The sequence below is a fragment of the Pleomorphomonas diazotrophica genome, from assembly GCF_002844595.1.
In the GTDB taxonomy this organism is placed as follows: domain Bacteria; phylum Pseudomonadota; class Alphaproteobacteria; order Rhizobiales; family Pleomorphomonadaceae; genus Pleomorphomonas; species Pleomorphomonas diazotrophica.
The window spans coordinates 297,868-320,059 of sequence record NZ_PJNW01000002.1; the positions used below are offsets into that span (position 1 = coordinate 297,868).

General features: G+C 63.7%; 18 protein-coding genes. 8 read left to right on the forward strand and 10 right to left on the reverse strand.

Annotation, left to right across the window (positions count from 1 at the left end):
• Nucleotides 1–22: 22 nt before the first annotated feature.
• The gene (locus CXZ10_RS02385; protein ID WP_101287350.1) at nucleotides 23–1,123 is read right to left on the reverse strand and encodes a porin; all 1,101 of its coding nucleotides are present in this window, start codon (nucleotides 1,121–1,123) and stop codon (nucleotides 23–25) included.
• A 1,017-nt stretch (nucleotides 1,124–2,140) separates the two neighbouring features.
• On the opposite strand from CXZ10_RS02385, the gene radC reads away from it, so the two are divergent.
• Nucleotides 2,141–2,842, forward strand: coding sequence for a RadC family protein (radC, locus tag CXZ10_RS02390; RefSeq protein WP_101287351.1), 702 nt, complete (start codon nucleotides 2,141–2,143; stop codon nucleotides 2,840–2,842).
• 91 nt (nucleotides 2,843–2,933) lie between these two features.
• Here the strand turns inward: radC and CXZ10_RS02395 are convergent, their stop codons facing one another.
• Together CXZ10_RS02395 and CXZ10_RS02400 are read right to left on the reverse strand one after the other, a co-directional pair.
• Complete coding sequence (locus CXZ10_RS02395) at nucleotides 2,934–3,590, reverse strand: PRC-barrel domain-containing protein (protein WP_101287352.1); 657 nt, start codon at nucleotides 3,588–3,590, stop codon at nucleotides 2,934–2,936.
• Nucleotides 3,591–3,802: 212 nt separating this feature from the next.
• The gene (locus CXZ10_RS02400) at nucleotides 3,803–4,507 is read right to left on the reverse strand and encodes a PRC-barrel domain-containing protein (protein WP_101287353.1); all 705 of its coding nucleotides are present in this window, start codon (nucleotides 4,505–4,507) and stop codon (nucleotides 3,803–3,805) included.
• Nucleotides 4,508–4,760: 253 nt separating this feature from the next.
• On the opposite strand from CXZ10_RS02400, the gene CXZ10_RS02405 reads away from it, so the two are divergent.
• The 3 genes from CXZ10_RS02405 to CXZ10_RS02415 are packed head-to-tail and all read left to right on the forward strand — an operon-like array spanning nucleotide 4,761 to nucleotide 7,994.
• The gene (locus tag CXZ10_RS02405; protein WP_101288321.1) at nucleotides 4,761–6,218 is read left to right on the forward strand and encodes a circularly permuted type 2 ATP-grasp protein; all 1,458 of its coding nucleotides are present in this window, start codon (nucleotides 4,761–4,763) and stop codon (nucleotides 6,216–6,218) included.
• Nucleotides 6,219–6,220: 2 nt separating this feature from the next.
• The gene (locus CXZ10_RS02410) at nucleotides 6,221–7,162 is read left to right on the forward strand and encodes an alpha-E domain-containing protein (protein WP_101287354.1); all 942 of its coding nucleotides are present in this window, start codon (nucleotides 6,221–6,223) and stop codon (nucleotides 7,160–7,162) included.
• 4 nt (nucleotides 7,163–7,166) lie between these two features.
• Complete coding sequence (locus CXZ10_RS02415; RefSeq protein ID WP_101287355.1) at nucleotides 7,167–7,994, forward strand: transglutaminase family protein; 828 nt, start codon at nucleotides 7,167–7,169, stop codon at nucleotides 7,992–7,994.
• A gap of 76 nt (nucleotides 7,995–8,070) precedes the next feature.
• Here CXZ10_RS02415 and CXZ10_RS02420 read toward each other — a convergent pair whose 3' ends face one another.
• The 7 genes from CXZ10_RS02420 to CXZ10_RS02450 form a co-directional block, all read right to left on the reverse strand.
• Nucleotides 8,071–9,153 (reverse strand): ABC transporter ATP-binding protein, encoded by a 1,083-nt coding sequence (locus CXZ10_RS02420; protein ID WP_101287356.1) that lies wholly within the window; start codon nucleotides 9,151–9,153, stop codon nucleotides 8,071–8,073.
• Between the two features lie 32 nt (nucleotides 9,154–9,185).
• A complete protein-coding gene (locus CXZ10_RS02425; protein WP_101287357.1) occupies nucleotides 9,186–11,432 on the reverse strand; it encodes a glycoside hydrolase family 2 protein in 2,247 nt (748 codons plus the stop codon).
• Nucleotides 11,433–11,442: 10 nt separating this feature from the next.
• Nucleotides 11,443–12,267, reverse strand: a complete 825-nt coding sequence (locus CXZ10_RS02430; RefSeq protein ID WP_101287358.1) for a carbohydrate ABC transporter permease — start codon at nucleotides 12,265–12,267, stop codon at nucleotides 11,443–11,445.
• Nucleotides 12,264–13,178 carry a carbohydrate ABC transporter permease gene (locus CXZ10_RS02435; RefSeq protein ID WP_101287359.1) on the reverse strand — a complete coding sequence of 305 codons (915 nt, stop codon included), beginning with the start codon at nucleotides 13,176–13,178 and terminating at the stop codon, nucleotides 12,264–12,266. The genes CXZ10_RS02430 and CXZ10_RS02435 overlap by 4 nt, the downstream gene beginning before the upstream one ends.
• A gap of 239 nt (nucleotides 13,179–13,417) precedes the next feature.
• Nucleotides 13,418–14,671, reverse strand: a complete 1,254-nt coding sequence (locus CXZ10_RS02440; RefSeq protein ID WP_101287360.1) for an ABC transporter substrate-binding protein — start codon at nucleotides 14,669–14,671, stop codon at nucleotides 13,418–13,420.
• A gap of 260 nt (nucleotides 14,672–14,931) precedes the next feature.
• The gene (locus CXZ10_RS02445) at nucleotides 14,932–15,972 is read right to left on the reverse strand and encodes a LacI family DNA-binding transcriptional regulator (RefSeq protein WP_101287361.1); all 1,041 of its coding nucleotides are present in this window, start codon (nucleotides 15,970–15,972) and stop codon (nucleotides 14,932–14,934) included.
• Nucleotides 15,973–16,197: 225 nt separating this feature from the next.
• Nucleotides 16,198–16,632 (reverse strand): EamA family transporter, encoded by a 435-nt coding sequence (locus CXZ10_RS02450; protein WP_101288322.1) that lies wholly within the window; start codon nucleotides 16,630–16,632, stop codon nucleotides 16,198–16,200.
• Nucleotides 16,633–16,773: 141 nt separating this feature from the next.
• Between CXZ10_RS02450 and CXZ10_RS02455 the strand changes: the two genes are divergently transcribed.
• The 4 genes from CXZ10_RS02455 (at nucleotide 16,774) to CXZ10_RS02470 (ending at nucleotide 21,334) form a co-directional block, all read left to right on the forward strand.
• Nucleotides 16,774–17,427 (forward strand): glutathione S-transferase family protein, encoded by a 654-nt coding sequence (locus CXZ10_RS02455; protein ID WP_101287362.1) that lies wholly within the window; start codon nucleotides 16,774–16,776, stop codon nucleotides 17,425–17,427.
• Between the two features lie 71 nt (nucleotides 17,428–17,498).
• Nucleotides 17,499–18,323 carry a 3'(2'),5'-bisphosphate nucleotidase CysQ gene (cysQ, locus tag CXZ10_RS02460; RefSeq protein ID WP_101287363.1) on the forward strand — a complete coding sequence of 275 codons (825 nt, stop codon included), beginning with the start codon at nucleotides 17,499–17,501 and terminating at the stop codon, nucleotides 18,321–18,323.
• Nucleotides 18,324–18,344: 21 nt separating this feature from the next.
• Nucleotides 18,345–19,520, forward strand: coding sequence for an AGE family epimerase/isomerase (locus CXZ10_RS02465; protein ID WP_244617089.1), 1,176 nt, complete (start codon nucleotides 18,345–18,347; stop codon nucleotides 19,518–19,520).
• A 263-nt stretch (nucleotides 19,521–19,783) separates the two neighbouring features.
• Nucleotides 19,784–21,334 (forward strand): AMP-binding protein, encoded by a 1,551-nt coding sequence (locus CXZ10_RS02470; RefSeq protein ID WP_101287364.1) that lies wholly within the window; start codon nucleotides 19,784–19,786, stop codon nucleotides 21,332–21,334.
• Nucleotides 21,335–22,192 lie beyond the last annotated feature (858 nt).

The window sequence follows — 22,192 nt, forward strand, 5'->3', positions numbered from 1 at the left end:
CGTGTCGCTTGTGGGAGCGATCTTACCAGTTGCGGGTCAGCTTCAGCATGGCCGACCAGGAGTCGTCGGCGGTGCCGCCCGTGCCGGGGCCGAAGTCGGCCTTTTTGCCCCAGCCGCCTTCGCTGGTGTAGTTCACTTCGGCGGTCAGGATGAGGTCCTTGGTGAAGGCATAGTCCGCACCGATCTGCGCCTTGTAGGCCTCGTCGGCGGTGTCCCAAAGGGCTGCGCCGACACCGGCGTAGACGGCCAGCGCGTCGGTCGCCTGGTACTTCAGGGCCGCGGCGGCACCGAAGTAGCTGTCGTTCACCGCGGCATAGTCCTCGTAGACCGCGACCAGACGCGTGCTCAGCTTGTCGACCAGCTTGAGATCGGCGGTCGCCTTGACGCCCCAGTTATCGTTGCTGCCGCCGTCGAAGGCCTGATAGAAGGCCGACAGATCGGCCTTGCCCCAGGACTGGTCGGTGATGCCGAGGCGGCCGATATACATCAGCTCGGCGCTGGTGCCGGTCGACCAGACGACCGAGTTCCACTTGTCCTTGGCGGCGGTGTTGTCCCAGTCGCTGTCGGTGTGCGACGTCATGACGCCGGCGCCGACGTAGAAGCCGGAACCGAGCTTGTCCACGATCACCTGAGCACCGGTGGAGCTCTGGTCGAAGGCGCCGAAGATGGCGCCGGTGTCGCCGTAGAACGCGTCGCTATAGGCATTGGCGAACTTGCCGGCCGTCACGTAGCCGACCTGAATGTACATATCGTCGGCGGCGAAGGAGCCCTCGGCGTTATCGGCCTTGATGCGGAAGAAGGAGCGGACGGTGCCGAGATCGGAGGCCGTGCGCGCATCGAAGGAAACGCGGCCATCGGTCTTGAAGGTGACGGTGTCAGTGTCAGCACCCGTCACGCCGCTCACCGAGTTGCCGTCGGTGTAGACCACGCGGGCGCGAACACGACCGCCGATGCTCAGGCAGGTTTCGGTGCCGGGGATATAGAAGAAGCCCTTGCCGTAGCTGTCGCAAACCTTCACGTAGTCGACGGCGGCCGGAGCGGCCTCGCCCGGAAGATCGGCCGCGTAGGCGCCGGAAGCGACCATCAGGCCGGCAGCGGTACCGAGCAGCATTTTCATATTCATCTCGCGGTCTCCAAAGGATCGAGAGGAACCATTCCAATCTCAACGGTGGCGGTTGCCGATCGTCGGTAGAGGCCGTTCCCCATGTGTTACCGCGGAGCCTCCGGCCACCCCAGCCCGATTGCATCCCCGCGGCAGTGAGGACCGTGTTCGGTGCCCCACGGGCGCCGTGATGGACGAGGCACACATGACATTCAATGTCATAATTACGGACTCGACTGCGAATATGTGGAAGGAAAATACATGTTGCATATTTGCAACTTCAATCGTCTATCTAGCTAAATATCTATATTATTAGCCAGATCATCATCCCCAAATGTACGTTTAATTGCTTATAAATAGTATTGTTGACGTAAAATATCGTATGTATCTCATTTTATCTTCCATAAATCTTTATATAAGTTTGCTACTCAAGATATCATCGATATGAAAGCCATATCACACTCAGTTATCCGCGGAAAATCTCCGAGATCTGAGCGGCCAATGAAGCTGTTTTGTCCATGGACATTTTCTGCCCAAGCGTCCTTCGCCGAGGATGCTGGAGTTCCCAGGCAGCCGGCGGTGGGGCCGGGGCATGGATGCGGCGTCGGGCGGCTTCGGGAGACGGAGCCGTGGCCCAGACGCCGACATCCACCGCAGCCCGGCGCCCCGCTTTCTTGAAGAGGGCGAGGTTAGGCTGCGCCCGCCCACGCGTCTCGCAAGGAGATGCGCAATCGGCGTTCGGGTCTGCTGCTTGGGGCTTCAGGCTGCCACCGGCATGACGGCGTCATGGAGCGCAGCCACCCCCGAGAACGACCGCACCCTGTCAGACCTGCGTAACAGTTATGTTGCAGGTGCTCGTCGAGAGAATGCGTTGGGCGCGTCCGCCGCCGAGATGCTTTTGAAATCTGGCAGGGCTTTTCCGGTGAACTCGGGTTCACCGAGAAAGCTCCCCCGCGTTAAAACGCCAGTCCAGATGCAAAACCGGTTCCCACTTTCGCTGGAGTTGCTCTAGGTTGGCGCGTCACAACGGAATCGGCCATGGGCGAATTTCAGGACGGCAAGGTCACCCCGCCGCACTATACCGGTCACCGCGAACGGCTGCGCGAGCGCTTCCGTACCGGCGGCGACGCGGCGATGGCCGACTACGAACTGTTGGAACTCGTCCTGTTCCGGTCCATTCCCCGCCAGGATGTCAAGCCGCTTGCCAAGCAGCTGCTTGCGGCTTTCGGCTCGTTTGCCGAAGTCATCGGGGCGCCGGAGGCGCGCCTCAGAACGGTCAAAGGCATCGGCGACGCCACCATTCTAGACTTCAAGGTGGTTCACGCCGCCTCGCGTCGCATCGCCCGTTCCGAGGTGACGAAGCGGCCGATCCTGTCGTCCTGGTCGGCAGTGATCGACTATTGCCGCACCGCAATGGCTTACGAGGATCGCGAGCAATTTCGCGTGCTGTTTCTCGACAAGAAAAACCAGATGATCGCCGACGAGGTGCAGCAGACCGGCACGGTGGATCACACGCCCGTCTACCCCCGCGAAGTGGTGAAGCGGGCGTTGGAGCTCGCGGCAACGGCGGTGATTCTCGTCCACAACCATCCGTCAGGGGATCCTACGCCGTCGCGCGCCGACATCACCATGACGAAACAGGTGGTCGAGGCCGCCGCGCCGCTCGGCATCATCGTGCATGACCACATCATCATCGGCCGGGATGGTCATGCCAGCCTGAAGGGGCTGCAGCTCATCTGAGGTTGGCGATGCCGCTGAGATGAGACGGACCTACGCAAAACGGCCTCCGCAGATCCCCGCGGAGGCCGTCCAGTTTCCTTCAGAGATCGGATTACGGACTGGCCATGCCCGAATAAGCCGGAGCCGATTCGAGCTGATCGCGCGTCACGTTCAAAACGAGCCGGCTCGAAGCCGAAGAGTTGGAGCCCGGACCGGTGGGCGAGTCGTCGGACTCCTCGGACGTGGCGGCCGTCGGGCCGGACGTGTCGCCCGGGACAACCTGAAGCGAGCCGACATTCACCGCGACATTCTTCTCGCCCATGCCGAGGAAGCCGCCGACGCCGATGATCACTGCGCTGACGCTGCCGTTCTGGCTCAGGACGACATCGTTGATCTCGCCGATGTTCGACCCGTCAGCGCTGTAGACGGTCTTGCCCTGAAGGTCGTTGAGGCGCCAGGAGCCGCTACCCGGTATCGTCACGAACATGTTGGCGCTGGACAGACCCGGACCGGCGCCCGCCTGCTCGGTCGACGAGCCGGCGCTCGGGTCGGTGGAGTCACCGCCGGCATTGCCTTGCGCCGCGGCACCATTGGAGTTGGCGCCAGTGCCATTGGAATCGTCGCCAGACGAGCCGTTGCCAGAGTTCTGCTGTGCGGAACCGTCCAGCGTCGGACCGCTGCTGTCAGATCCGGAGGAGTTGTCCTGAGCAACCGCGGCCAGCGGGAGCGCGGCGCTGAGCAGAAGTGCCGAAAGAAATTGAGCTTTCATGACGAAACCCTTTCTGGGGCTGGTTGAAGGCCCTGCAAGAACCGTCGTAAGCTGACAATGTTCCCGGGATTCTCAGATATCGCGCAGAAAGGATGCGACTTTAGTTGATATACACGTCGGATGCGGTGGGATATGTTGCTGAACTGAGTGCCAGATACAGGTAAGCCTCCGCAGATGGTCTGCGGAGGCCTTTCGTTGTTCTGTTGGGCCGGTTACGGCTGCTGCGTCTGGGCGCGCACACCCTCGAACGCCGGCGCCTGCTCCAGCTCCTGGCGCGTTACGTTGAGAATGATGCGGTCCGGCAGACCATCGTCACCGATCGACGCGCCGTTGTTGGTGTTGGCAGCGGTCATGTCACCGGTTGCGCCGGCGGTGCCCGCCGCGCCGCCGGTCCCGTCCATGCCGGTCGCCGCGCTATCGGTACCAGTCGCGCCCGTCGCGCCCGTGGCGTCCGTCGCGTCGGGGAGCGCCCGCGAGGCCGCGTCAGCCTGAGCCTGAGTGTCGCCCGGTCCAAGCTGGAGGGCGCTCATGTTGACGGCCACGTCCTTCTCGCCGATGCCGAGGAAGCCGCCGACGCCGATGATCACGGCGTTGATGCTACCATCCTGGCTGACGAGAACGTCGTTGATTTCGCCGATGCTGGCACCGTCGGACCCGTAAACGGCCTTGCCCTGAAGGTCGCTGACCCGCCAGGCACCGGTTTCCGGGACGGTCACGAAGGTCTCGGTCGAGGCCATCACGGAACTATCGGTCGGCGTGGTCGGCGTCACGGCAGGGTCGGTGGCCGTCGTGCCGTCCATCGGCTGCGTCTGGGTCGCCCCAGGGGTAGCGCCAGGACTCGTGGTCGTATCCTGGGCGGCCGCGCTGAGCGGGAAGGCAGCGGTGAGCAGGAGAACCGAAAGAAGACGAGTTTTCATGTTTGTACCCCTTTCATGGCTGGTCTTGAGCCCTGACAACCGATGAGAGCGAGGAAAGTTCCCGATTTTTCTCGATGGAATGCCCGTCGAAGCGGAGGGAGCAATGAAGCTCGCCTGCTTAATCTATGGGCAAATGCTACCCCGCTTTGCTCCATGATGTTTCTTGCCCTTCCGGGCGGTTTGCCGCTTAATTCATCAACGGCGGTGATGCTGGGGAAACGGCGGAGGAACGGGATTGCCGGCTTTCGACGAGATGAACGGGTTCGGGCAGGGTGTCCGACCCGCCTATAGGACCATCCAGGCCTGGCTCGACAGCTCCGACCCGGAAAACCTGAGACGCCTTCAAAAGGAAGCGGAGTTCCTGTTTCGCAGGATCGGCATCACCTTCGCGGTCTATGGCGATGCCGAAGCCGAAGAGCGCATCATCCCCTTCGACATTGTGCCGCGTGTGCTGACGGGCAGTGAGTGGTCCACCCTTTCCAAAGGACTGACGCAGCGCGTCACCGCGCTCAACCGCTTCCTCGCCGATGTCTATGGGGCAGGGGAGGTCATCCGTGCCGGCGTCGTGCCGGCCGATCTCGTCTATCAGAACCCGGCCTTCCGGCCGGAGATGGTCGGTCTCAAGCTGCCGCACGACGTCTACGTGCAGATCGCCGGCATCGACATCATCCGGACGGACGACAAGGACTTCTACGTCCTGGAAGACAATGCCCGCACGCCCTCCGGCGTCTCCTACATGCTGGAGAACCGCGACGTGCAGATGCGCCTGTTCCCAGACCTGTTCGCTGAAACGCGCATCCAGCCGGTCGACAACTATCCCGACGAGCTTCTCGCCTCGTTGCGGTCGCTGGCGCCCGCCTCGGCGCCCGCCGAGCCGACGGTGGTGCTGATGACACCGGGGCCGCTCAACTCGGCCTATTACGAGCACTCCTTCCTTGCCGACAAGCTGGGCGTGGAACTGGTGGAAGGGCGCGATCTCTTCGTGCTCGACGGTGTGGTCTACATGCGCACGACGCGCGGGCCGAAACGCGTCGACGTCATCTACCGCCGCATCGACGACGATTTCCTCGATCCCATGGTGTTCCGGCCGGATTCGGTGCTCGGCATTCCCGGCCTGATCTCGGCCTATCGCGCCGGCAACGTGACGCTGGCCAACGCCGTCGGTACCGGCGTTGCCGACGACAAGGCCATCTACACGTACATGCCCGACATCGTGCGCTTTTACCTCGGCGAGGAGCCTATCCTGAAGAACGTGCCGACGTGGCGCTGCCGCGAGCCCGACAGCCTCCGCTATGTGCTCGATCACCTGCCCGAACTGGTGGTCAAGGAGGTGCAGGGTTCCGGTGGCTACGGCATGCTGGTCGGGCCCAAATCGACCAGGGAACAGATCGACAGCTTCCGGGCCAAGCTGATCGCCGATCCCGATGGCTTCATCGCCCAGCCGACGCTCGCGCTTTCCACCTCGCCGACCTTCGTCGGCGACGGCATCGCGCCGCGCCATATCGATCTGCGCCCCTTCGTGCTGACCGGTGCCGACAAGGTTCGCATCGTGCCCGGCGGGCTCACCCGCGTGGCGCTGAAGGAGGGGTCGCTGGTGGTCAACTCCAGTCAGGGCGGTGGCACCAAGGACACCTGGATCATCGAGGATCCGGCGGAGGGTACGCCTCCCGCGGCGGGTCAGGCGCAGTCGCAATCGCAGGCGGGGGGCTGACCATGCTGAGCCGTCACGCCGACAGTCTCTACTGGCTCGCCCGCTATGTCGAGCGCGCCGAGAACACCGCCCGGCTTCTCGAGGCCGCCACCCGCCTCTCGGCGACGCCGATTACCGCCGAGGATGGCCGCAACGAATGGGAGATGGCCGTCGACGGCACCGGCACGCTCGATCTGTTCCACGAGCAGCACGCCGAGGCGACGCAGCGCACAGTCGTTGATTTTCTTGCCTTCTCGCATGCCAACCCCTCGTCGATCCGCAACTGCCTCGACATCGCCCGCGCCAACGCCCGTTCGGTCCGCACCGCGCTGACGATGGACATGTGGGAGACCATCAACTCCGGCTGGATGGAGACGCGCGGTGTCAACAGCCCCAGTCTCACGCGGCAGGAGTTGTCTGATTTCCTGTCGCGGGTGAAGGAGCTGTCGCTACGCTTCGATGGCTCGGCCTACCGGACGATGCTCCGGAACGATGCCTATTATTTCCTGCGCCTCGGCACCTTCATCGAGCGCGCCGACTTCACGGCCCGCGTGCTGGCGCTGAAAGCCGACGTGCTCGACCCGAACCGGCCGTCGATTGGCGGCAGTTCCGATTATTTCCAGTGGTCGTGGATCTTGCGCTCGGTATCGGCGCTGACGTCCTATCACTGGGTCTATCGCGACAACCTGAAGCCCAATCTCGTCGCCGAGTTCCTGATCCTCAAGGCCGAGATGCCGCGATCGCTGGTATCCTGCTACGAGAACGTCACCCTCAATCTCGACAGCCTGTCGCGCGACTACGGCCGTCAGGGCGCCAGCCAGCGCAAGGCGCGGATGCTGCTCAGCCAATTGCAGGACACGACGCTGCCGGGTCTGTTCGCCATCGGCCTCAAGGATTTCCTCGAGCGCTTCATCCTCGACAACGCCAGCCTCGGTAACACCATCGCCGAGCAATACCTGGGGTAACTCGATGCGGCTGCGCATCCGTCACGACATCGTTGCTCGCTATGACGAGCCGGTCACCCTGGCCAGCCGGTCGCTGCATCTTTGTCCGCGCACCTTCGACGGACAATATGTGCGGGCCTGGCATCTCGACATCACCGGCGACTGCCGGCAGGCGCGATCGTCGGATGCCTTCGGCAACATCGTCTACGATTGCGCCGTCGAGGGGCCACTCGACGAGATCGCCATCGCCGCCGAGGGTGAGGTGGAAGTGGACGACACCACCGGCGTGTTGCAGGGCGCGCCGCTCGACCGCATTCCGCCGGCCGTCTTCCTGCGCGAGACGCGCGTCACCATGCGCACGCCGGCCATCGCGGCCTTTGCCGACAAGGCCAAGGCGATGTCCGACGGCACGCCGCTCGACCTCTGCCACAAGCTGATGCACCTCATCCACGACGAGGTCGAAGCGCTTGGCGCCGATCCGGCGGAACTCTGTGGGGTGCGCGAGGTCGCCGCCGAGGACGTGCTCGCCGAGGCCGCCGGCACGCCCGCCGATCTCGCCCATCTGTTCATCGCCGCGGCGCGCGGCCTGTCGCTGCCCGCCCGCTTCGTCTCCGGCTATCTCTGGCAGGAGGAAGATACGGCGACCGGTGCGCTCGCAGCCTGGGCGGAAGCGTTGATTCCCGGTCTCGGCTGGGTGGGCTTCGACGCGGGACGCGACACCTGCCCGACCGACGCCTATGTGCGCGTCGCCTCGGCGCTCGACCAGTCGGGAGCGGCATGGATTCGCTCTGCCGATCGGGGCGGCATTCCAGCCGTGGTGATGGTGACGGCGGCGGCCGACCGGCTGGGCTGATGACACTCTCCCAAAAGCGAAGGCCGGGACTCGTGGGAGTGCCCGGCCTTGCCTTTGCCGACGGTGGAGGGAGCCGTCAGTAGATGCGTTTGCCGTCGGCGCCGAACAGCAGTGCCGCCGACGACGGGAAGCGGGCGGTCAGCGTGTCGCCGATCTCGACGTTCGGCCGGCTCTGGCTGGCGATGGTGACGAGGTCGGAGGCTGCCGAGCGGGCGTAGATCAGCGTTTCCGCGCCAAGATGCTCCAGCATGTCGACGGTGACCGGCAGCGCTGCATCCCCAGACTCAGCAAATTGCGACGGGCGGATGCCCAAGGTGACCGGCGTACCGGCGGCGGGAGCGTCGCCCTTCAGAGCCACCGGAACGACAGCGCCTCCGAAATCGGGTAGGCGGACGTCGGCGCGGCCGGTGCCGCCACCTTCGACGACGCCCTTCAGGAAGTTCATCTTGGGCGAGCCGATGAAGCCGGCAACGAACAGGTTGGCGGGGTTGTCGTAGAGCTCGAGCGGCGCGCCGACCTGCTCGACGATGCCCGACCGGAGCACGACGATCTTGTCGGCCAGCGTCATCGCTTCCACCTGGTCGTGGGTCACGTAGACGATGGTGGCGCCGAGGTCGCGGTGCAGCTTGGCGATCTCGATGCGCATGTGGACGCGCAGTTCGGCGTCGAGGTTGGAGAGCGGCTCGTCGAACAGGAATACCTTGGGATGGCGGACGATGGCCCGGCCGATGGCGACGCGCTGGCGCTGGCCGCCGGAGAGCGCCTTCGGCTTGCGGTCCATCAGCGGCTCGAGCTCCAGGATGCGCGCCGCCTCGTCGACCTGCTTGCGGATCTCCTCCTTGGGCATGCCGGCGAAGCGAAGCGCAAAGCCCATGTTCTCGCGCACCGTCATGTGCGGATAGAGCGCGTAGGACTGGAACACCATGGCGATGCCGCGCTGCGACGGGTCGACCTCGTTCATCCTGTCGCCGCCAATGGCAAGATCGCCGGAGGTGATGGTCTCCAAGCCGGCGATCATGCGCAGCAGCGTCGACTTGCCGCAGCCCGACGGCCCGACGAAGACCACGAACTCGCCCGACTTGATGTCGAGATCGACGCCCTTGATGACCTCCACAGCACCGAAGGACTTCCTCACGTCCCTGAGGGTAACGTCGCTCATGATATGCTTTCCGCTTCGATCGGTTGCGCCGTTCAGCCGGCCTTGATGGTGACGGTGGTCTCGCCTAGACGATGGCAGGCGACCTTGACGACAACATCACCGGCGCCGCCGGTGGTCTCCAGCCAGAAGCCGATGGCGCCGCCCTTCAGCACCGCCTCCGAAGGGCCGAGCAGCTTGGCAGGCCCGCTCACCTCGATGCGGATCGCTTCGTCGAGGAAGGGCAGGAGGTTGCCAAGCTGGTCGAGGGCACGGACGATGACGCGCACCGAGTCCTTGGGTTCGGCCGACAGGTTGGTCCAGTCGGGCGCGACTTCCAGCGTGGTCGGAACGGGATCGCAGGCGAACTTGACGGTCTTGACCGGCTTGCCGCCGACGTAACCAGTGACGGTCGCCTCTTCCCACTTCATGCCCCAGAGGCCGAGTTCTTCGGCCGAGAAGGCGCGGTGGTCGATGACGACGGGCGCATGCGGCAGGTGCGGGTAGGTCTCGCGGTCGGGCTTGACGCGCTTGACGATATCCGGGCCGTACTGAAGCTCGACCTCGTCGCAGTTGGTCAGCACGATCAGCGGCAGGATGCCGCCGATGTTGCGCTCGCCGCGGGCATAGTAGGTGACCGGCTTGAGGACGACTTCCTCCTGGGGATCGCACTGGCTGGTGTAGACCCAGGCGGCGAACTTGGGCTCGCGCCAGGCGTCCATCACGCCATGATGGCAAATGCGGTCGCCGGAGCCGAAGTCCTTGTGGGTGTTGTAGTCGAACATGCACCAGCCGGTGGAGCCGGAGATGTTCGGATCGCCATAGACGGCGTTGAGGATCGAGAGATAGCGGGTGACATGCTCGGCCTGCCGCTGCTCTTGGTCATAGCGCTTGGTCGGGTACATGTGGCCGTTGAACTCGGTCACCATGTAGGGGACGGGCTTCTTGAGGCCGGTGGTCTCCCAGATGGGGCGTAGCGCGGTGCGCGGCCGGTTGACGCCGGGCAGTTCCTCGTTGCCCTGGATGAAGTCGTTCATCGTGTAGACGTCTTCCAGGAACTCGCTGTCGGTGATGTAGCGGACGCCGCCGGTCTGACGGGTCGGGTCGAGGTCGTGGGCGAGCTTGTTGGTGGCCGTGTAGAAGTCGTGGAAATCCTGCGACTCGTTGATGCGCACGCCCCACATGATGATCGACGGGTGGTTCCAGTCGCGCTCGATCATGGCGCGGACGTTGCCGATCGCCAGCGCCTGCCATTTCTCGTCGCCGACATACTGCCAGCCGGGGATTTCCTCGAACACCAGGAGGCCGAGGCGGTCGCAGGCATCAAGGAACCACGGCGACTGCGGATAGTGCGAGGTGCGGACGACGTTGACCTTCAGTTCCCTCTTCAGGATCTCGGCGTCGAGCTCCTGCGCCCGGCGGCCCATGGCGTAGCCGACGTAAGGGTAGGCCTGGTGGCGGTTGAGGCCGCGCAGCTTCAGCGGCTTGCCGTTGAGGCGGAAGCCCTCGGTCGTGAACTCGACGGAGCGGAAGCCGAAATGGACGCAATACTGATCGTCGCCGCTCTCGTGGACGAGGTCGACAACCGCCTCGTAGAGGTTGGGATTGTCGATGTCCCAGAGGGCGATGCCGTCGAGGTTGTTGATCTCCAGCGTCACGCTGTCGCCGGCATAGGAGGCGTTGGCGCTGCCCACCGTCTTGCCGGCGGCATCCTTCAGCGTCACCGACACCTGGCCGGCCAGCTTCAGCCCGCGCGGGTTGGCGATGTCGACGCGGATCTTCGCCGTCTTCTTCGGTGCGAGCACGTCGGGCGTCTCGATCTTGACGTTGCCGACATAGACCGGCGACGTCACGCGCAGCCAGACGTCGCGGTAGATGCCGGCATAGGTGAGATAGTCGATCTGGCCGCCAAAGGGCGGAATGGCCGGGTTCTCGGACCCGTCGATCTTCACGGTGACGAGGTTGTCGCCCTTGGCGAGCCGCTCGGTCAGCCGGGCGGTGAACGGCGTGTAGCCATCGGGATGGGCCACCACCTGTTCGCCGTTGACGTAGACGACGCTGTCGGCCATGGCGCCGTCGAACACCAGCGCCACTTCGCGACCCTCGAACTCCGGCCGCCAGGCGATGACCTTCTGGTAGGTGAAGGGGCGCTGGTAGCAGGTCTCGTCGAAGTAGTTGTAGGGCAGGTCGACGGCGTTGTGCGGCAGGTTAACGGCCTCGCCCTTGCGGAAGGCGGCGGCGAGGTCGGCCGAAAAGCCCTCGTGGAAGGTCCAGCCGGTGTTGCAGTTGATGGTCTTGCGCATTTTCTACCTGTTACTTGACCGAGCCGAGCATGCCTTCGACGAACTGGCGCTGCATGGCAAAGAAGACGAAGAGGGTGGGAATGGTGGCGAGGACCGTGCCGATCATCACCGCGCCGTAGTCGGGGTAGTAAGCCGAGCCGAGCGAGGAGATGACGAGCGTGATGGTCTTGGTGTCGTTGGACTGCAGCACGACCAGCGGCCACAGGTAGCTGTTCCAGATCGTCATGAAGACGATGATGAAGGCGGCGGCATAGGTCGACCGCATCACCGGCATGTAGATCAGCAGGAAGATCTGCCACTCCTTCAATCCGTCGACGCGGGCGGCGTCGCGCAGCTCGTGCGGGAATGCCTTGGTCGACTGGCGGAAGTAAAAGATGATGAAAGCCGAGGCGATGGTGGGCAGGACCACGGCGATATGGGTGTTGATGAGGCCGAACTTGCCCATCAGCATGAACAGCGGGATCATCAGCGCCGCGAAGGGGATCATCAGCGTCAGCAGCATCAGCGTGTAGAGCCTCTCGCGGAAGCGCGAGGCGAAGATCTCGAAGCCATAGCCGGCAAGCGAGGAGATCAGCAGCGTCAACACCGTGGCGATGATGGTGATCTTGGCGGAGTTCCAGAAGATCAGCGGCACATTGACCTGGGTGAAGAACGTCGTCGCGTTGAGGAGTAGCGCCGAGCCGAAGCTCATCTTGCCATTGATGATGTCGGACGTGCTGTTGGTGGCGCCGACGACCATCCACAGGAAGGGAAAGATGGAGATGAAGGCCATCAACCCGAGGATGATATAGACGGCAATGGAGGAGAGCCGCTGCTTGAGACCGTAGCTGATCATGCCTTGCGCTCCCGGGCAGCATAGAATTGCAGGAAGGACAGGACCGCCACCAGGAAGACGATGACGTAGGAGACGGTGGCGGCGTAGCCGAAGTTCGGGGCGAACTTGAAGGTCAGGTTGTAGATGTAGAGAGACAGCGTCAGCGCCGAGTTGCCGGGGCCGGCCGCTCCGCCGGCCGAACCGCCGCCCGTGATGGTCGAGACTTCGTCGAAAAGCTGCAGCGTGCCGATGGTGGAGGTGACCGTGGTGAACAGGATCACCGGCTTCAGCATGGGAACGGTGAGGTACAGGAAGCGGGCCCAGGTCGGCACACCGTCGATGCGGGCCGCCTCATAGACCGAGCGGTCGATGTTCTGCATGGCCGCGAGGTAGAAGATCATGTTGTAGCCGGTCCAGCGCCAGGTGATTGCGATGATGATCATGGTCCGGCACCAGAAGGGATCGGTCATCCAGGGGATGCCGGTGTCGACGATGCCGAGGTTGATCAGTGTGGTGTTGATCAGCCCGTTGGCGACGAACATTGACTTGAACAGCACCGTGTAGGCGACCAGCGAGGTGACGCAGGGCAGGAAGATCGCAGTGCGCAGCAGCCCGCGGAACTTGAGATCCGGGCTGTTGAGCAGCGACGCGGTGATCAGCGCCAGCGTCAGCATGATCGGCACTTGCACCAGGAAGAAAATGAACGTGTTTTTCAGTGCCATGAAAAACAGGGGATCGTTGAATAGGCGGTAGATGTTCTTGAGCCCGGCAAACGAGAGGCGCATGCCGAGGCCGGATTGGAAGGACATCCAGAGCGAGTGCAAGATCGGAAAGATCATGAAGGTGGCGATCAGCACCAGCGCGGGGCCGACGAACAGCCAGCCGTTGACGTCGAAGCGCGGCCTCATGCGCCGCTGGGAGAGTGCTGACATGGGTCACCGTTCCGGTAGAGCGGGGCTCTCGGGCATCCTCCGGTTGGCGGTCCGGCCGGGGAGGTGCCGATGAATCTGGTAGCTTTGCGTGGCGCTACGCCCGGTTCGCTCCGGCCTTGGGTCCGGAAGAGCGGTGGACGTTGCCTTCAGATGCGCCGCGTCCATCGACGGCATTGCCGGATGACGCGGGGGCAGGACGGAGAGGCGAGCGGCATGTCTGCCGCCCGCCGGTCACGTCATCACTGAACGAGGGTCTGGGCCTGCTCGTTGATGGCCTTGATCACGTCGTCCACCGAGGCGCCCTTGGCGAGCTCGGGCTGATGGGCGGCGACCACCGAGTCCACCTCGTTGGTGAAGGTGCCGTAGTTGACCGAGGGCACCTTGGACAGCCAGTCGGAGAAGGTCTGCCAGATCGGCTCGCCGCCGAAGAAGGCGTCGGACGACTTGTAGGCTTCGCCTTCGCGGGCAGCCAGCAGCGAACCGACGGCGCCACGGTCAACGAGGATCTTCTGGTAGAAGTTGACGTCCTTGGCGTAGATCTCGTTCAGGAAGTCGATGGCCTCGTCCTTGGCGGCGGACGCCGACAGGACGTACCAGCTCGAACCGCCGAGGTTCGAGTAGTGGGTCGCGCCCTCGATGGTCAGCTTCGGGATCGGGGCGATGCCCCAGTTGCCGGACTGCTCGGGCTGCGACTTGACGGTGCCGGTGATCCAAACGCCGGTGGTGACGGAAGCCACTTCGCCGGCGGTGAAGGCGCCGACCCAGTCGGCCCAGCCGGCGGCCGGGCGGAAGATGTTGGCGGTCTGGATCTTCTGGATGACTTCCAGCGCGGCCTTCAGCGCGGCATTGCCCTCGATCGCGAGGTTGCCGTCCTTGTCGAAGTACCAGCCACCGGCCGACTGCATGATGATGCGGGTGAGACCGGCGTCGTTCGGGTCATAGGCCAGCATCTTCTTGCCGGTCTTCTCCTCGACGATCTTGGCGATCTCGATGTACTTGTCCCAGGTGATGTCCTGGAGGTCGGCGGGCTGGAAGCCGGCCTGCGACAGCAGGTCCTTGCGGTAGTAGAAGCCGGTCACGCCCGAGTCGAAGGGCATGGAATAGACCTTGTCGTCCAGCGTGGCGAGGGCGACCTTGTAGGGAGCGAAGCCGGAATAATCGACCTTGTCGCTGAGCGGAGCGAAGGAGTCGGGGAAGGACTGCAGGTACTTCTGCGCGCCGTAATCCTCGATGAGGACGATGTCGGGCATGCCATCGGCGACGCCGGAGGCGAGGCCGGTCTGCAGCTTCTGCTCGAGGTCGGCCTTGGCGAAGTCGACGACGTTCAGTTTGAAGTCCGGGTGAGTCTTGGCGTAGATCTCACCGGCTTCCTTCATGATCGCGACGTTGAAGTTCGGGTCCCAGCACCAGACGGTGACTTCGGCGGCCTGGGCGGCCGTGATGGCAATGAGGCTGGCGCCCGCGAAGGCGAGCGCAACAGTTTTGCGGTTCATGCGGTTTTCCTCCACTCGTGTCCGAGGCGTCCTCAGCCTCTCGGGGGCACTATCCGATACTCGTTCACCCGACGCAAGGTATTATTTAGTAAATTTTACCAGTTTTCGGCGGCAGAGATGTCGGGGTCAGAGGTAAATAGTTTACCTGCGACAGGGGCGAATGCCAATCGGGCCGGGATGACCAATTAGGATAGGTACGGACATGCGCGATCCGACGAAGGGCGCATTCGGGCGAGGGCAATCAGGATGGCCGGAAGCGTTTACGCGGCGCCATCGGGGCGGCGGCAACTGTCGCGCCAGATAAGCTCGGTGGCAATGGTGACGCGCTTGACATAGTCGCGGCCGCCCAACTGCTCCATCAACAGGTCGAAGGCATTCTCGCCGATGCGTTCGGCCGGAATGCGCACTGTAGTCAGGGGTGGCGCCAGGAACTGGGCGGCGGGAATGTCGTTGAAGCTGGCCACGGCGATGTCTGTGGGAATGCGCAGGCCGCGCTCCTGGATGGCCCGGTAGGCGCCGATCGCCACGTTGTCGTTGGAGGTGACGACGATTTCCGGCAGGTTGGCTTCGGCCATCATCTGGCAGGCGAGGCGATAGCCGCTCTCGAAGCGGAGCTGCTCGGCCAGCAGGTAATGCGCCGGGTTGAACAGGTCTCGCTTCTCCGTCCACTCCCGGAAGGTCTTGGCGCGTTCCTCGTTGGCCGGGTAGAGCACGTTGCCCGACGGACGGTCGTCGCCGAGAAAGCCGAAGCGGCGGTAACCGGCGGCGTAGAGCTGGTCGAGCAGGCGCGTCATGGCGAAGGAGAGATCGCAGGCGACGATGTCGAACAGGTCGATGTTGGGGGCGAAGTCGGCCAGAACCAGGTTGGCGTTGATGTGCCGCACCCAGTCGATCTCGGCGTCGGTATGCATGCCGAGCGCGATGATGCCGGCCGCGCCCTGAAGGTCCTCGGCCGGCGGCAGCTCGGTCGAGCGATAGATGACCTGTACCTCGACGCGGTTGGCGCGTGCCCGCGCCTCGATGCCCATGCGGACGCCGATGTAGTAGGGGTCGGCCAGCTCGTCTTCGGGGCGGAGGAAATGCACGATGCCGATGCGGGCGCCGGTGTGGTCGCTCGATGCCTGCGGCCGATGCGGGCGCGGCCGGTTGCGCGGCGTCAGATAATTGAGGGCCTCGGCGGTCTCGATGATCGCCTGCCGCTTTGCCTCGGTGATCGACAGCGTTGCGTCGTAATTGAGGACGCGCGAAACGGTGGCCGAGGAAACTCCGACCGCCTTGGCGATTTCCTTGATCGTGACCATCCGTGCACTCTCACCCAGTTGCCCAAACGCCGATCAACCGTTCCAGTCTACGGCCAAATGACCATTCCGGGTAGTAAAGTTTTACTAAATCATCCGAAAGGTGGATGCCGATCGGTCGGCGTCGGTCTTGCCGCTGCTGGAGAATCCGGCAAAGGAGCGGATTTCTGTTACCCGCATTTGTCCGTCGGTGTAAAGGCTTGCGCTGTCGGAGGCCAGGAAGCGGCCTCACTGCCAGGCGACGAGCATAGCGCCCGCGGCGATCAGCGCCACGCCGGCGGTCCCCTGCGGCGACAGGCGTTCGCCGAGGAACACCACCGCGAAAATGGCGACCAGCACCACCGACAGCTTGTCGACCGGCGCGACGCGTGCCGCCTCGCCAAGCTTCAGGGCTTGGAAGTAGCAAAGCCAGGACGCGCCGGTGGCAAGGCCGGACAACAGGAGAAAGAGCCAGGCGCCACCGGGAACGGCCGGGATCTCCGCGTAGCTTCCGCTGAAGGCGACGACGGCGCAGACGAGTGCCAGCACGACAGCCGTGCGAATGAGCGTCGCGAGGTCGGAACTAATCGCCTCGACACCCGCTTTAGCGAGAATGGCAGTGGCCGCCGCCGCGACGGCCGACAGGACGGCCCAGGTCTGCCAGAACTGGAGAAGGCTTTTCATGACGGTAAGTTCCTTTGACGCGCCGGAGAACGGTAGCATGGCCGGCATTGGCGCGAGCAGCTTTCCGACGAGGGCTCGCGGCGCCGATTGCCAAATGACGGCGAAGGTTTCAGAGTGCCTTTCAAACCGGAGCGCTTTGCCATGCTGACCATCTACGGCGTCTATAAATCGCGCGCATCGCGCCTCTATTGGCTCGTGGAGGAACTTGGACTGGCGTTTCACAAGGAGCCGGTGCTCCAGGCTCGCAAGGTGCCGGATCCGCTCGCTGCCGATGCTCCGATCAACACCTGGACCCCCTCTTTCCTCGCCATCAATCCGATGGGGCAGGTCCCGGCAATCGACGATGACGGCCTCGTGCTGACCGAGTCGCTGGCCATCCTCCTCTATCTCGCCAAGAAGCATGGCGGTCTGCTGGCGCCGCAAGATCTCGCCGAAGAAGGACGGATGCTGCAATGGCTGATGTGGGGGGCGACGGCGTTGGAACCGATCACCGTGGTGGTCACCCAGGGCGATGAGAGCGGCGAATGGAAGACCGACGCCGGCAAGAAGCGGCTGGTCGGCATAGGAGAGTCGCTGAGGCGGCCGCTTTCCGCCTTCGAGATGCATCTCGCCGGCGGCGATTACGTGGTCGGCAACCGCTTTACCGTCGTCGATCTGGCATTGGCGGAGATCGTTCGCTACGTGCAGAACCATCCGGAGCTGCTGGAGCCCTATCCCAGGGTGATGGCGTGGCTGGAACGTTGCCAGGCGCGACCGGGGTTCAAGGCGATGTGGGCAAAGCGCAATGCCGAGTGAGCGCCGGATCGATTGACACCATCCCTCCTTGCTGCCACACGCGGCGTAATCAACATCGCCGGATGCCGACCATGACCATTGCCAGCCCGCGACTGCTCGACGGCCTGATCGCCGCTTCGATCGAGGCCGGGCAGGTCATTCTCGACATTTACGCCCGGCCGATCGACGTTGCGTTCAAGGCCGATGCCTCGCCGGTGACCGAGGCCGACGGGTTGGCCGAAGCCGTGCTGCTCGCCGCCCTTACGCGCCTTGCGCCTGATGTGCCGGTGGTGGCCGAGGAGAGCGTTTCGGCCGGTCGGGTTCCTGCCGCCGCCGACCGGTTCTTCCTGGTCGATCCGCTCGACGGCACCAAGGAGTTCATCCGTCGCAACGGCGACTTCACCGTCAACGTCGCGCTGATCGAGCGGGGCGAACCGGTGATGGGCGTCGTCCATGCGCCGGCTATCGGGCGACTGTTCGCCGGCGGGCCCGAGGGCGCCTGGGAAATGGCCGTCGATGGCGATGCCATCGTCGAGCGGCGGCCGATCCGCGTGCGCGATGTGCCTGCCGAAGGGGCGACGCTGCTCGTCTCCCGCAGTCATGCCACAGCCGCCACCGATGCGTTCCGGCCGACGGTGGCCGTGGCCGACCGACGTGTGGTCGGCTCGTCGCTGAAGTTCTGCCTGATCGCCGCCGGCGAGGCCGACGTCTATCCACGCTTCGGTCCCACCATGGAATGGGACACGGCAGCCGGTGACGCGGTGCTGAGGGCGGCCGGCGGGATCATGGTGCTGCCGGATGGCGAACTCTTTCCCTATGGCAAGCGGGACCGGCCAGGCCTTGCCGATTTTGCCAACCCATCGTTCATTGCTGCATCCGATCGCCGCCTTGTCGCGTTTCATCGTGACCTGGTGTGATCCATTTTTGAGGAGATTGCCGTGAGTTATTCCGAAGCCCAGCGCGAGCTTGCCACTGTCACCGAGGAACTCAGGTCGTGGCTGATGACCGAAGCCTTGCCGATCTGGTGGGCCTTCGGCGTCGATCACGTCAACGGCGGCTTCCACGAAGTGCTGGGCCTCAGGTGCGAGATCACGCCGGCACCGCGCCGGGTGCGCGTCACGGCCCGCCAGATCTTCACCTTCGCGCTGGCCGGCCGGCTCGGCTGGACCGGCCCGTGGGAACGCACGGTGGAAGAGGGGCTCGATTACTTCCTTGAGAAGTGCGTGCTGCCGAACGGTGCCGTGCGCATGGTGACCAATGCCGACGGCTCGCCCAAGGACGACAGCTTCTCCCTCTACGATCAGGCCTTCGCGCTGTTCGCGATGGCGGCTGCTGCGTCGGTGGTCAAGGATCGGTCGGCGGTCGAAGCGGCGGCGGTGAAGCTCCGCACGCTGCTAATGACCGAGTACAAGAATTCGATCGCCGGCTTCGAGGAGGCCGCCAATCCTCGCACCCTGCCGCTCAAGGCCAATCCGCATATGCACATGTTCGAGGCCTGTCTCGCCTGGGAGGAGGTGGGCGGCGACGCGACGTGGAGCAAGCTCGCCGACGAGATCGCCGAGCTGTGCCTTTCCAAGTTCCTCGATCCCAAGGAAGGTTGGCTCAAGGAGTTCTTCAACGCCGACTGGTCGGTGGTGGGCGGGGTCGAAGGCCGCATCTGCGAGCCAGGCCACCAGTTCGAGTGGGCCTGGCTGCTGACCCGCTGGGGAACCTCGCGCAAGCGTCCCGATGCCGTCGCCGCAGCGAGCCGCCTGTGCGAGCTGGGTGAGAAGCACGGCATCAATGTGTCGCAGCAGGTGGCGATCATGGGCATTCTCGACGACCTCTCCATCCATGACGGTACGGCGCGCATGTGGTCGCAAACCGAGCGGATGAAAGGCAACGTGGCGCTGGCGGCCATCGCTTCAAGCGAAGCGGAGCGCGACGACCACCTCGGGAAGGTGGTAACGGCCGCAAGGGCCTTGCAGCGCTATTTCGAGGTGGACACACCAGGCCTCTGGCGCGATCGCATGAACCCGGACGGCTCCTTCGTGATCGAGCCGGCGCCTGCTTCGACCTTCTACCACATTATCTGCGCCATTGATGAAGTCGGGAAGTATGTCTCAACCCATTGATTGGGCGAGTGTTCCTGTCGATCGTTAAGGCTCTGATTCAGGTCTGGCCGTCCCGCTTCCGGTGTTGCCGGTCGGGGCGGCTTCTTCATGTTGAGAATCCGATTCAGCCCGTTTTCTTGTGCGCAGAGTCCGGGAACTCGCCTAACTGCTTGATCTCGAGCGCTTGCGCGCCGGGCGTTTGTGAGTTCAAGTGCGGCCGGAGGAAGGCTAACGAAGAGGTAACCATGGGGGGCGTGGAGGACGGTCGCCTGTACGGACAGCCGATGGCGGAGTCAGGGCTCGACACGGCTTTCATCGAGCGGTCGCTGTTCGATGCGCTGATCGATACCGCCGAGGCCGATCCCGATCTTGTCGCCATCGAGGACCAAAACCGGCAGCAGGTGACGCGCCGTAATCTGTTGCTCGCCGCCTGCGTGCTCGGCAGACGGCTTACCTCAGTCAGTCGGAAGGGCGATCGGGTGGGGGTGCTGCTGCCCAACGTCAATGGCGCGGCCATCGCGTTCTTCGCGTTGCTCGCCTATGGGCGAACGCCGGCGCTGCTCAACTTCACCGCCGGCAGCCATGGCCTCGGTGGCGCCATCAGGGTGGGCACCATCCGGACGGTGATTACCTCCAGCGCCTTCGTGAAGACGGCCAAGCTCGAACCGGTGATCGATGACCTCAAGGACAAGGTGCGCATCGTCTATCTCGAGGACGTGCGGGCCGGCCTTTCCTTGCTCGACAAGGCGGTGGGGGCCACCTATGCCCGCTGGGCGCGGATGCTGCACCGGCCCTATCGGCGGGCGCCGGGCGATATCGCCGCCGTGCTGTTCACGTCGGGTACCGAGGGAGCGCCGAAGGGGGTAGGGCTGGCCTCGACCAACTTCCTCTCCAACGTTGCTCAGATCCTGGCGCTCTACACGTTCCGTCCTGAAGACACGATGTTCAACGCGCTGCCGGTGTTCCATTCCTATGGCCTCACCGCCGGTCTGCTTCTGCCGATCTACGGCCGCTTCAAATCCTTCCTCTATCCCTCGCCGCTGCACTACAAGATCATTCCCGGTCTGGTGCGCGACAGCGGCTCGACCGTGTTGCTCTCCACCGACACCTTCGCCGCCGGCTGGGCGAGGGCGGCAGAGGATGGCGACTTCAACAAGGTTAGTCTCACCATCCTCGGCGCCGAGCGCGTCAAGGAACAGACGCGGGCTCTGTGGATGGATCGCTTCGGCGTGGTGCTCAACGAGGGCTATGGCGCGACCGAGTGTGCGCCGGTGCTGTCGGTCAACTATCCGGGCAATTTCCGCGAGGGTACCGTCGGACGCCTGCTGCCGGGCATCGAGGCACGTCTCGATCCGGTGCCCGGACTTGAGGTTGGCGGACGTCTCCACGTGCGGGCGCCTAACGTCATGGCTGGCTACTACCTCGCCGACCAACCGGGTGAGCTCAAGCGCAACGACCCGAATGGTTGGTACGATACCGGCGACATCGTCTCCATCGACGACGACGGCTTCGTCATACTGCTCGGGCGGGCCAAGCGCTTCGCCAAGATCGGGGGCGAGATGATCTCGCTTGCCGCCGTCGAGGCCTTCGCCGCGGCGCTCTGGCCCAACTCGTCGCATGCTGTCGTCGCCATATCGGATCCACGTAAGGGCGAGGCTCTGGTGCTGGTCACCGACGCGGGCGACGCCAGCGTCGAAGCGCTCACCGCCTATGCGCGCGAGCATGGCATTCCGGAGCTTCAGGTACCGCGGAAGGTCGTCAAAACCTATGCCTTGCCCGTGCTCGGCACCGGCAAAATGGATCTCGCCGCCATCGAGCAGATGGCTCGTTCCTGAGACCGGATTCCCACCCTTTGCTGGAAGTGCCTGACCGGACTCAGCTCTCCGGTCGGGCCCGGTTGTGCCGAAGGTGATCGATTCATCGATCGGTAACCCCTCCATGGGACTCTTCATGCGAGCCGCCGGTAATGTGACGCAACCAAAGGTTTGTATCGGAAGTTGGTTGAAGGTGCTCTCAATTCGGATGAACAAGGCGTGAATATTTATGATTAACAAAGCATTGATGAGCTTTGTTAATGTGACTGATCAACTCGCACGCGCGTTTTTGTCTCGCAGTTGCTGCCGCACTTGCGATTTGTCGTAAAGCTCAAGCAAAATCAAACGGATGGATGACCATCTTTCGATTTGCCGTGCGGTTTGTGGCGATTTTTCTCAAGCAGATGATGGGGCGGCAAAGTGGCCCCGAAAACGTCAGAAATGCCTTCTTTTAAGCTCCCCCACGCTCGACCGAAGCCCTCTTCTGCGAGAGGATCCACAGTGGCGCCAAGTCTCGATTTTCCGCGCCGGCTGCAACTTCCAGGAGTCCGGTGCGCCGTCGCTTGAGATAATGAATCAAAACCGACGGCCTCGATCAAGCCTAAATGGGAGTCATTTCAGGCCATTGGCAGAGATGGCTTGCCCAAGTTCGAGTCAGGTCGGCTTGATGCTTTCAACCGCCCTGCGAGCTCAGCGATGAGGTGCGCCTCTGCCCGTCAGTGCGGTCCTGAGCGAGCGCTCTCCACCCGCTGGTCGTTTCCCTCTCGGCTTTCCGAACAGGTCTGCCGTTTCGGTTGACGACCACCGATGAGAAGCCGTTTGCCTTTCACTCACCGTCTGCGCAACAAAAGCGTCGCCTTCGGACTTTTCCTGGATCGA

What these genes read in the sequence shown, in the direction of transcription:
- CXZ10_RS02405 (WP_101288321.1), top strand. Translation starts at nt 4,761, where the DNA reads ATGAACGGGTTCGGGCAGGGTGTCCGACCCGCCTATAGGACCATCCAG.
- CXZ10_RS02440 (WP_101287360.1), bottom strand. Translation starts at nt 14,671, where the DNA reads ATGAACCGCAAAACTGTTGCGCTCGCCTTCGCGGGCGCCAGCCTCATT.
- cysQ (WP_101287363.1), top strand. Translation starts at nt 17,499, where the DNA reads ATGACCATTGCCAGCCCGCGACTGCTCGACGGCCTGATCGCCGCTTCG.
- CXZ10_RS02455 (WP_101287362.1), top strand. Translation starts at nt 16,774, where the DNA reads ATGCTGACCATCTACGGCGTCTATAAATCGCGCGCATCGCGCCTCTAT.
- CXZ10_RS02425 (WP_101287357.1), bottom strand. Translation starts at nt 11,432, where the DNA reads ATGCGCAAGACCATCAACTGCAACACCGGCTGGACCTTCCACGAGGGC.
- CXZ10_RS02435 (WP_101287359.1), bottom strand. Translation starts at nt 13,178, where the DNA reads ATGTCAGCACTCTCCCAGCGGCGCATGAGGCCGCGCTTCGACGTCAAC.
- CXZ10_RS02430 (WP_101287358.1), bottom strand. Translation starts at nt 12,267, where the DNA reads ATGATCAGCTACGGTCTCAAGCAGCGGCTCTCCTCCATTGCCGTCTAT.
- CXZ10_RS02385 (WP_101287350.1), bottom strand. Translation starts at nt 1,123, where the DNA reads ATGAATATGAAAATGCTGCTCGGTACCGCTGCCGGCCTGATGGTCGCT.
- CXZ10_RS02420 (WP_101287356.1), bottom strand. Translation starts at nt 9,153, where the DNA reads ATGAGCGACGTTACCCTCAGGGACGTGAGGAAGTCCTTCGGTGCTGTG.
- CXZ10_RS02445 (WP_101287361.1), bottom strand. Translation starts at nt 15,972, where the DNA reads ATGGTCACGATCAAGGAAATCGCCAAGGCGGTCGGAGTTTCCTCGGCC.
- CXZ10_RS02470 (WP_101287364.1), top strand. Translation starts at nt 19,784, where the DNA reads ATGGCGGAGTCAGGGCTCGACACGGCTTTCATCGAGCGGTCGCTGTTC.
- CXZ10_RS02415 (WP_101287355.1), top strand. Translation starts at nt 7,167, where the DNA reads ATGCGGCTGCGCATCCGTCACGACATCGTTGCTCGCTATGACGAGCCG.
- radC (WP_101287351.1), top strand. Translation starts at nt 2,141, where the DNA reads ATGGGCGAATTTCAGGACGGCAAGGTCACCCCGCCGCACTATACCGGT.
- CXZ10_RS02450 (WP_101288322.1), bottom strand. Translation starts at nt 16,632, where the DNA reads ATGAAAAGCCTTCTCCAGTTCTGGCAGACCTGGGCCGTCCTGTCGGCC.
- CXZ10_RS02400 (WP_101287353.1), bottom strand. Translation starts at nt 4,507, where the DNA reads ATGAAAACTCGTCTTCTTTCGGTTCTCCTGCTCACCGCTGCCTTCCCG.
- CXZ10_RS02395 (WP_101287352.1), bottom strand. Translation starts at nt 3,590, where the DNA reads ATGAAAGCTCAATTTCTTTCGGCACTTCTGCTCAGCGCCGCGCTCCCG.
- CXZ10_RS02410 (WP_101287354.1), top strand. Translation starts at nt 6,221, where the DNA reads ATGCTGAGCCGTCACGCCGACAGTCTCTACTGGCTCGCCCGCTATGTC.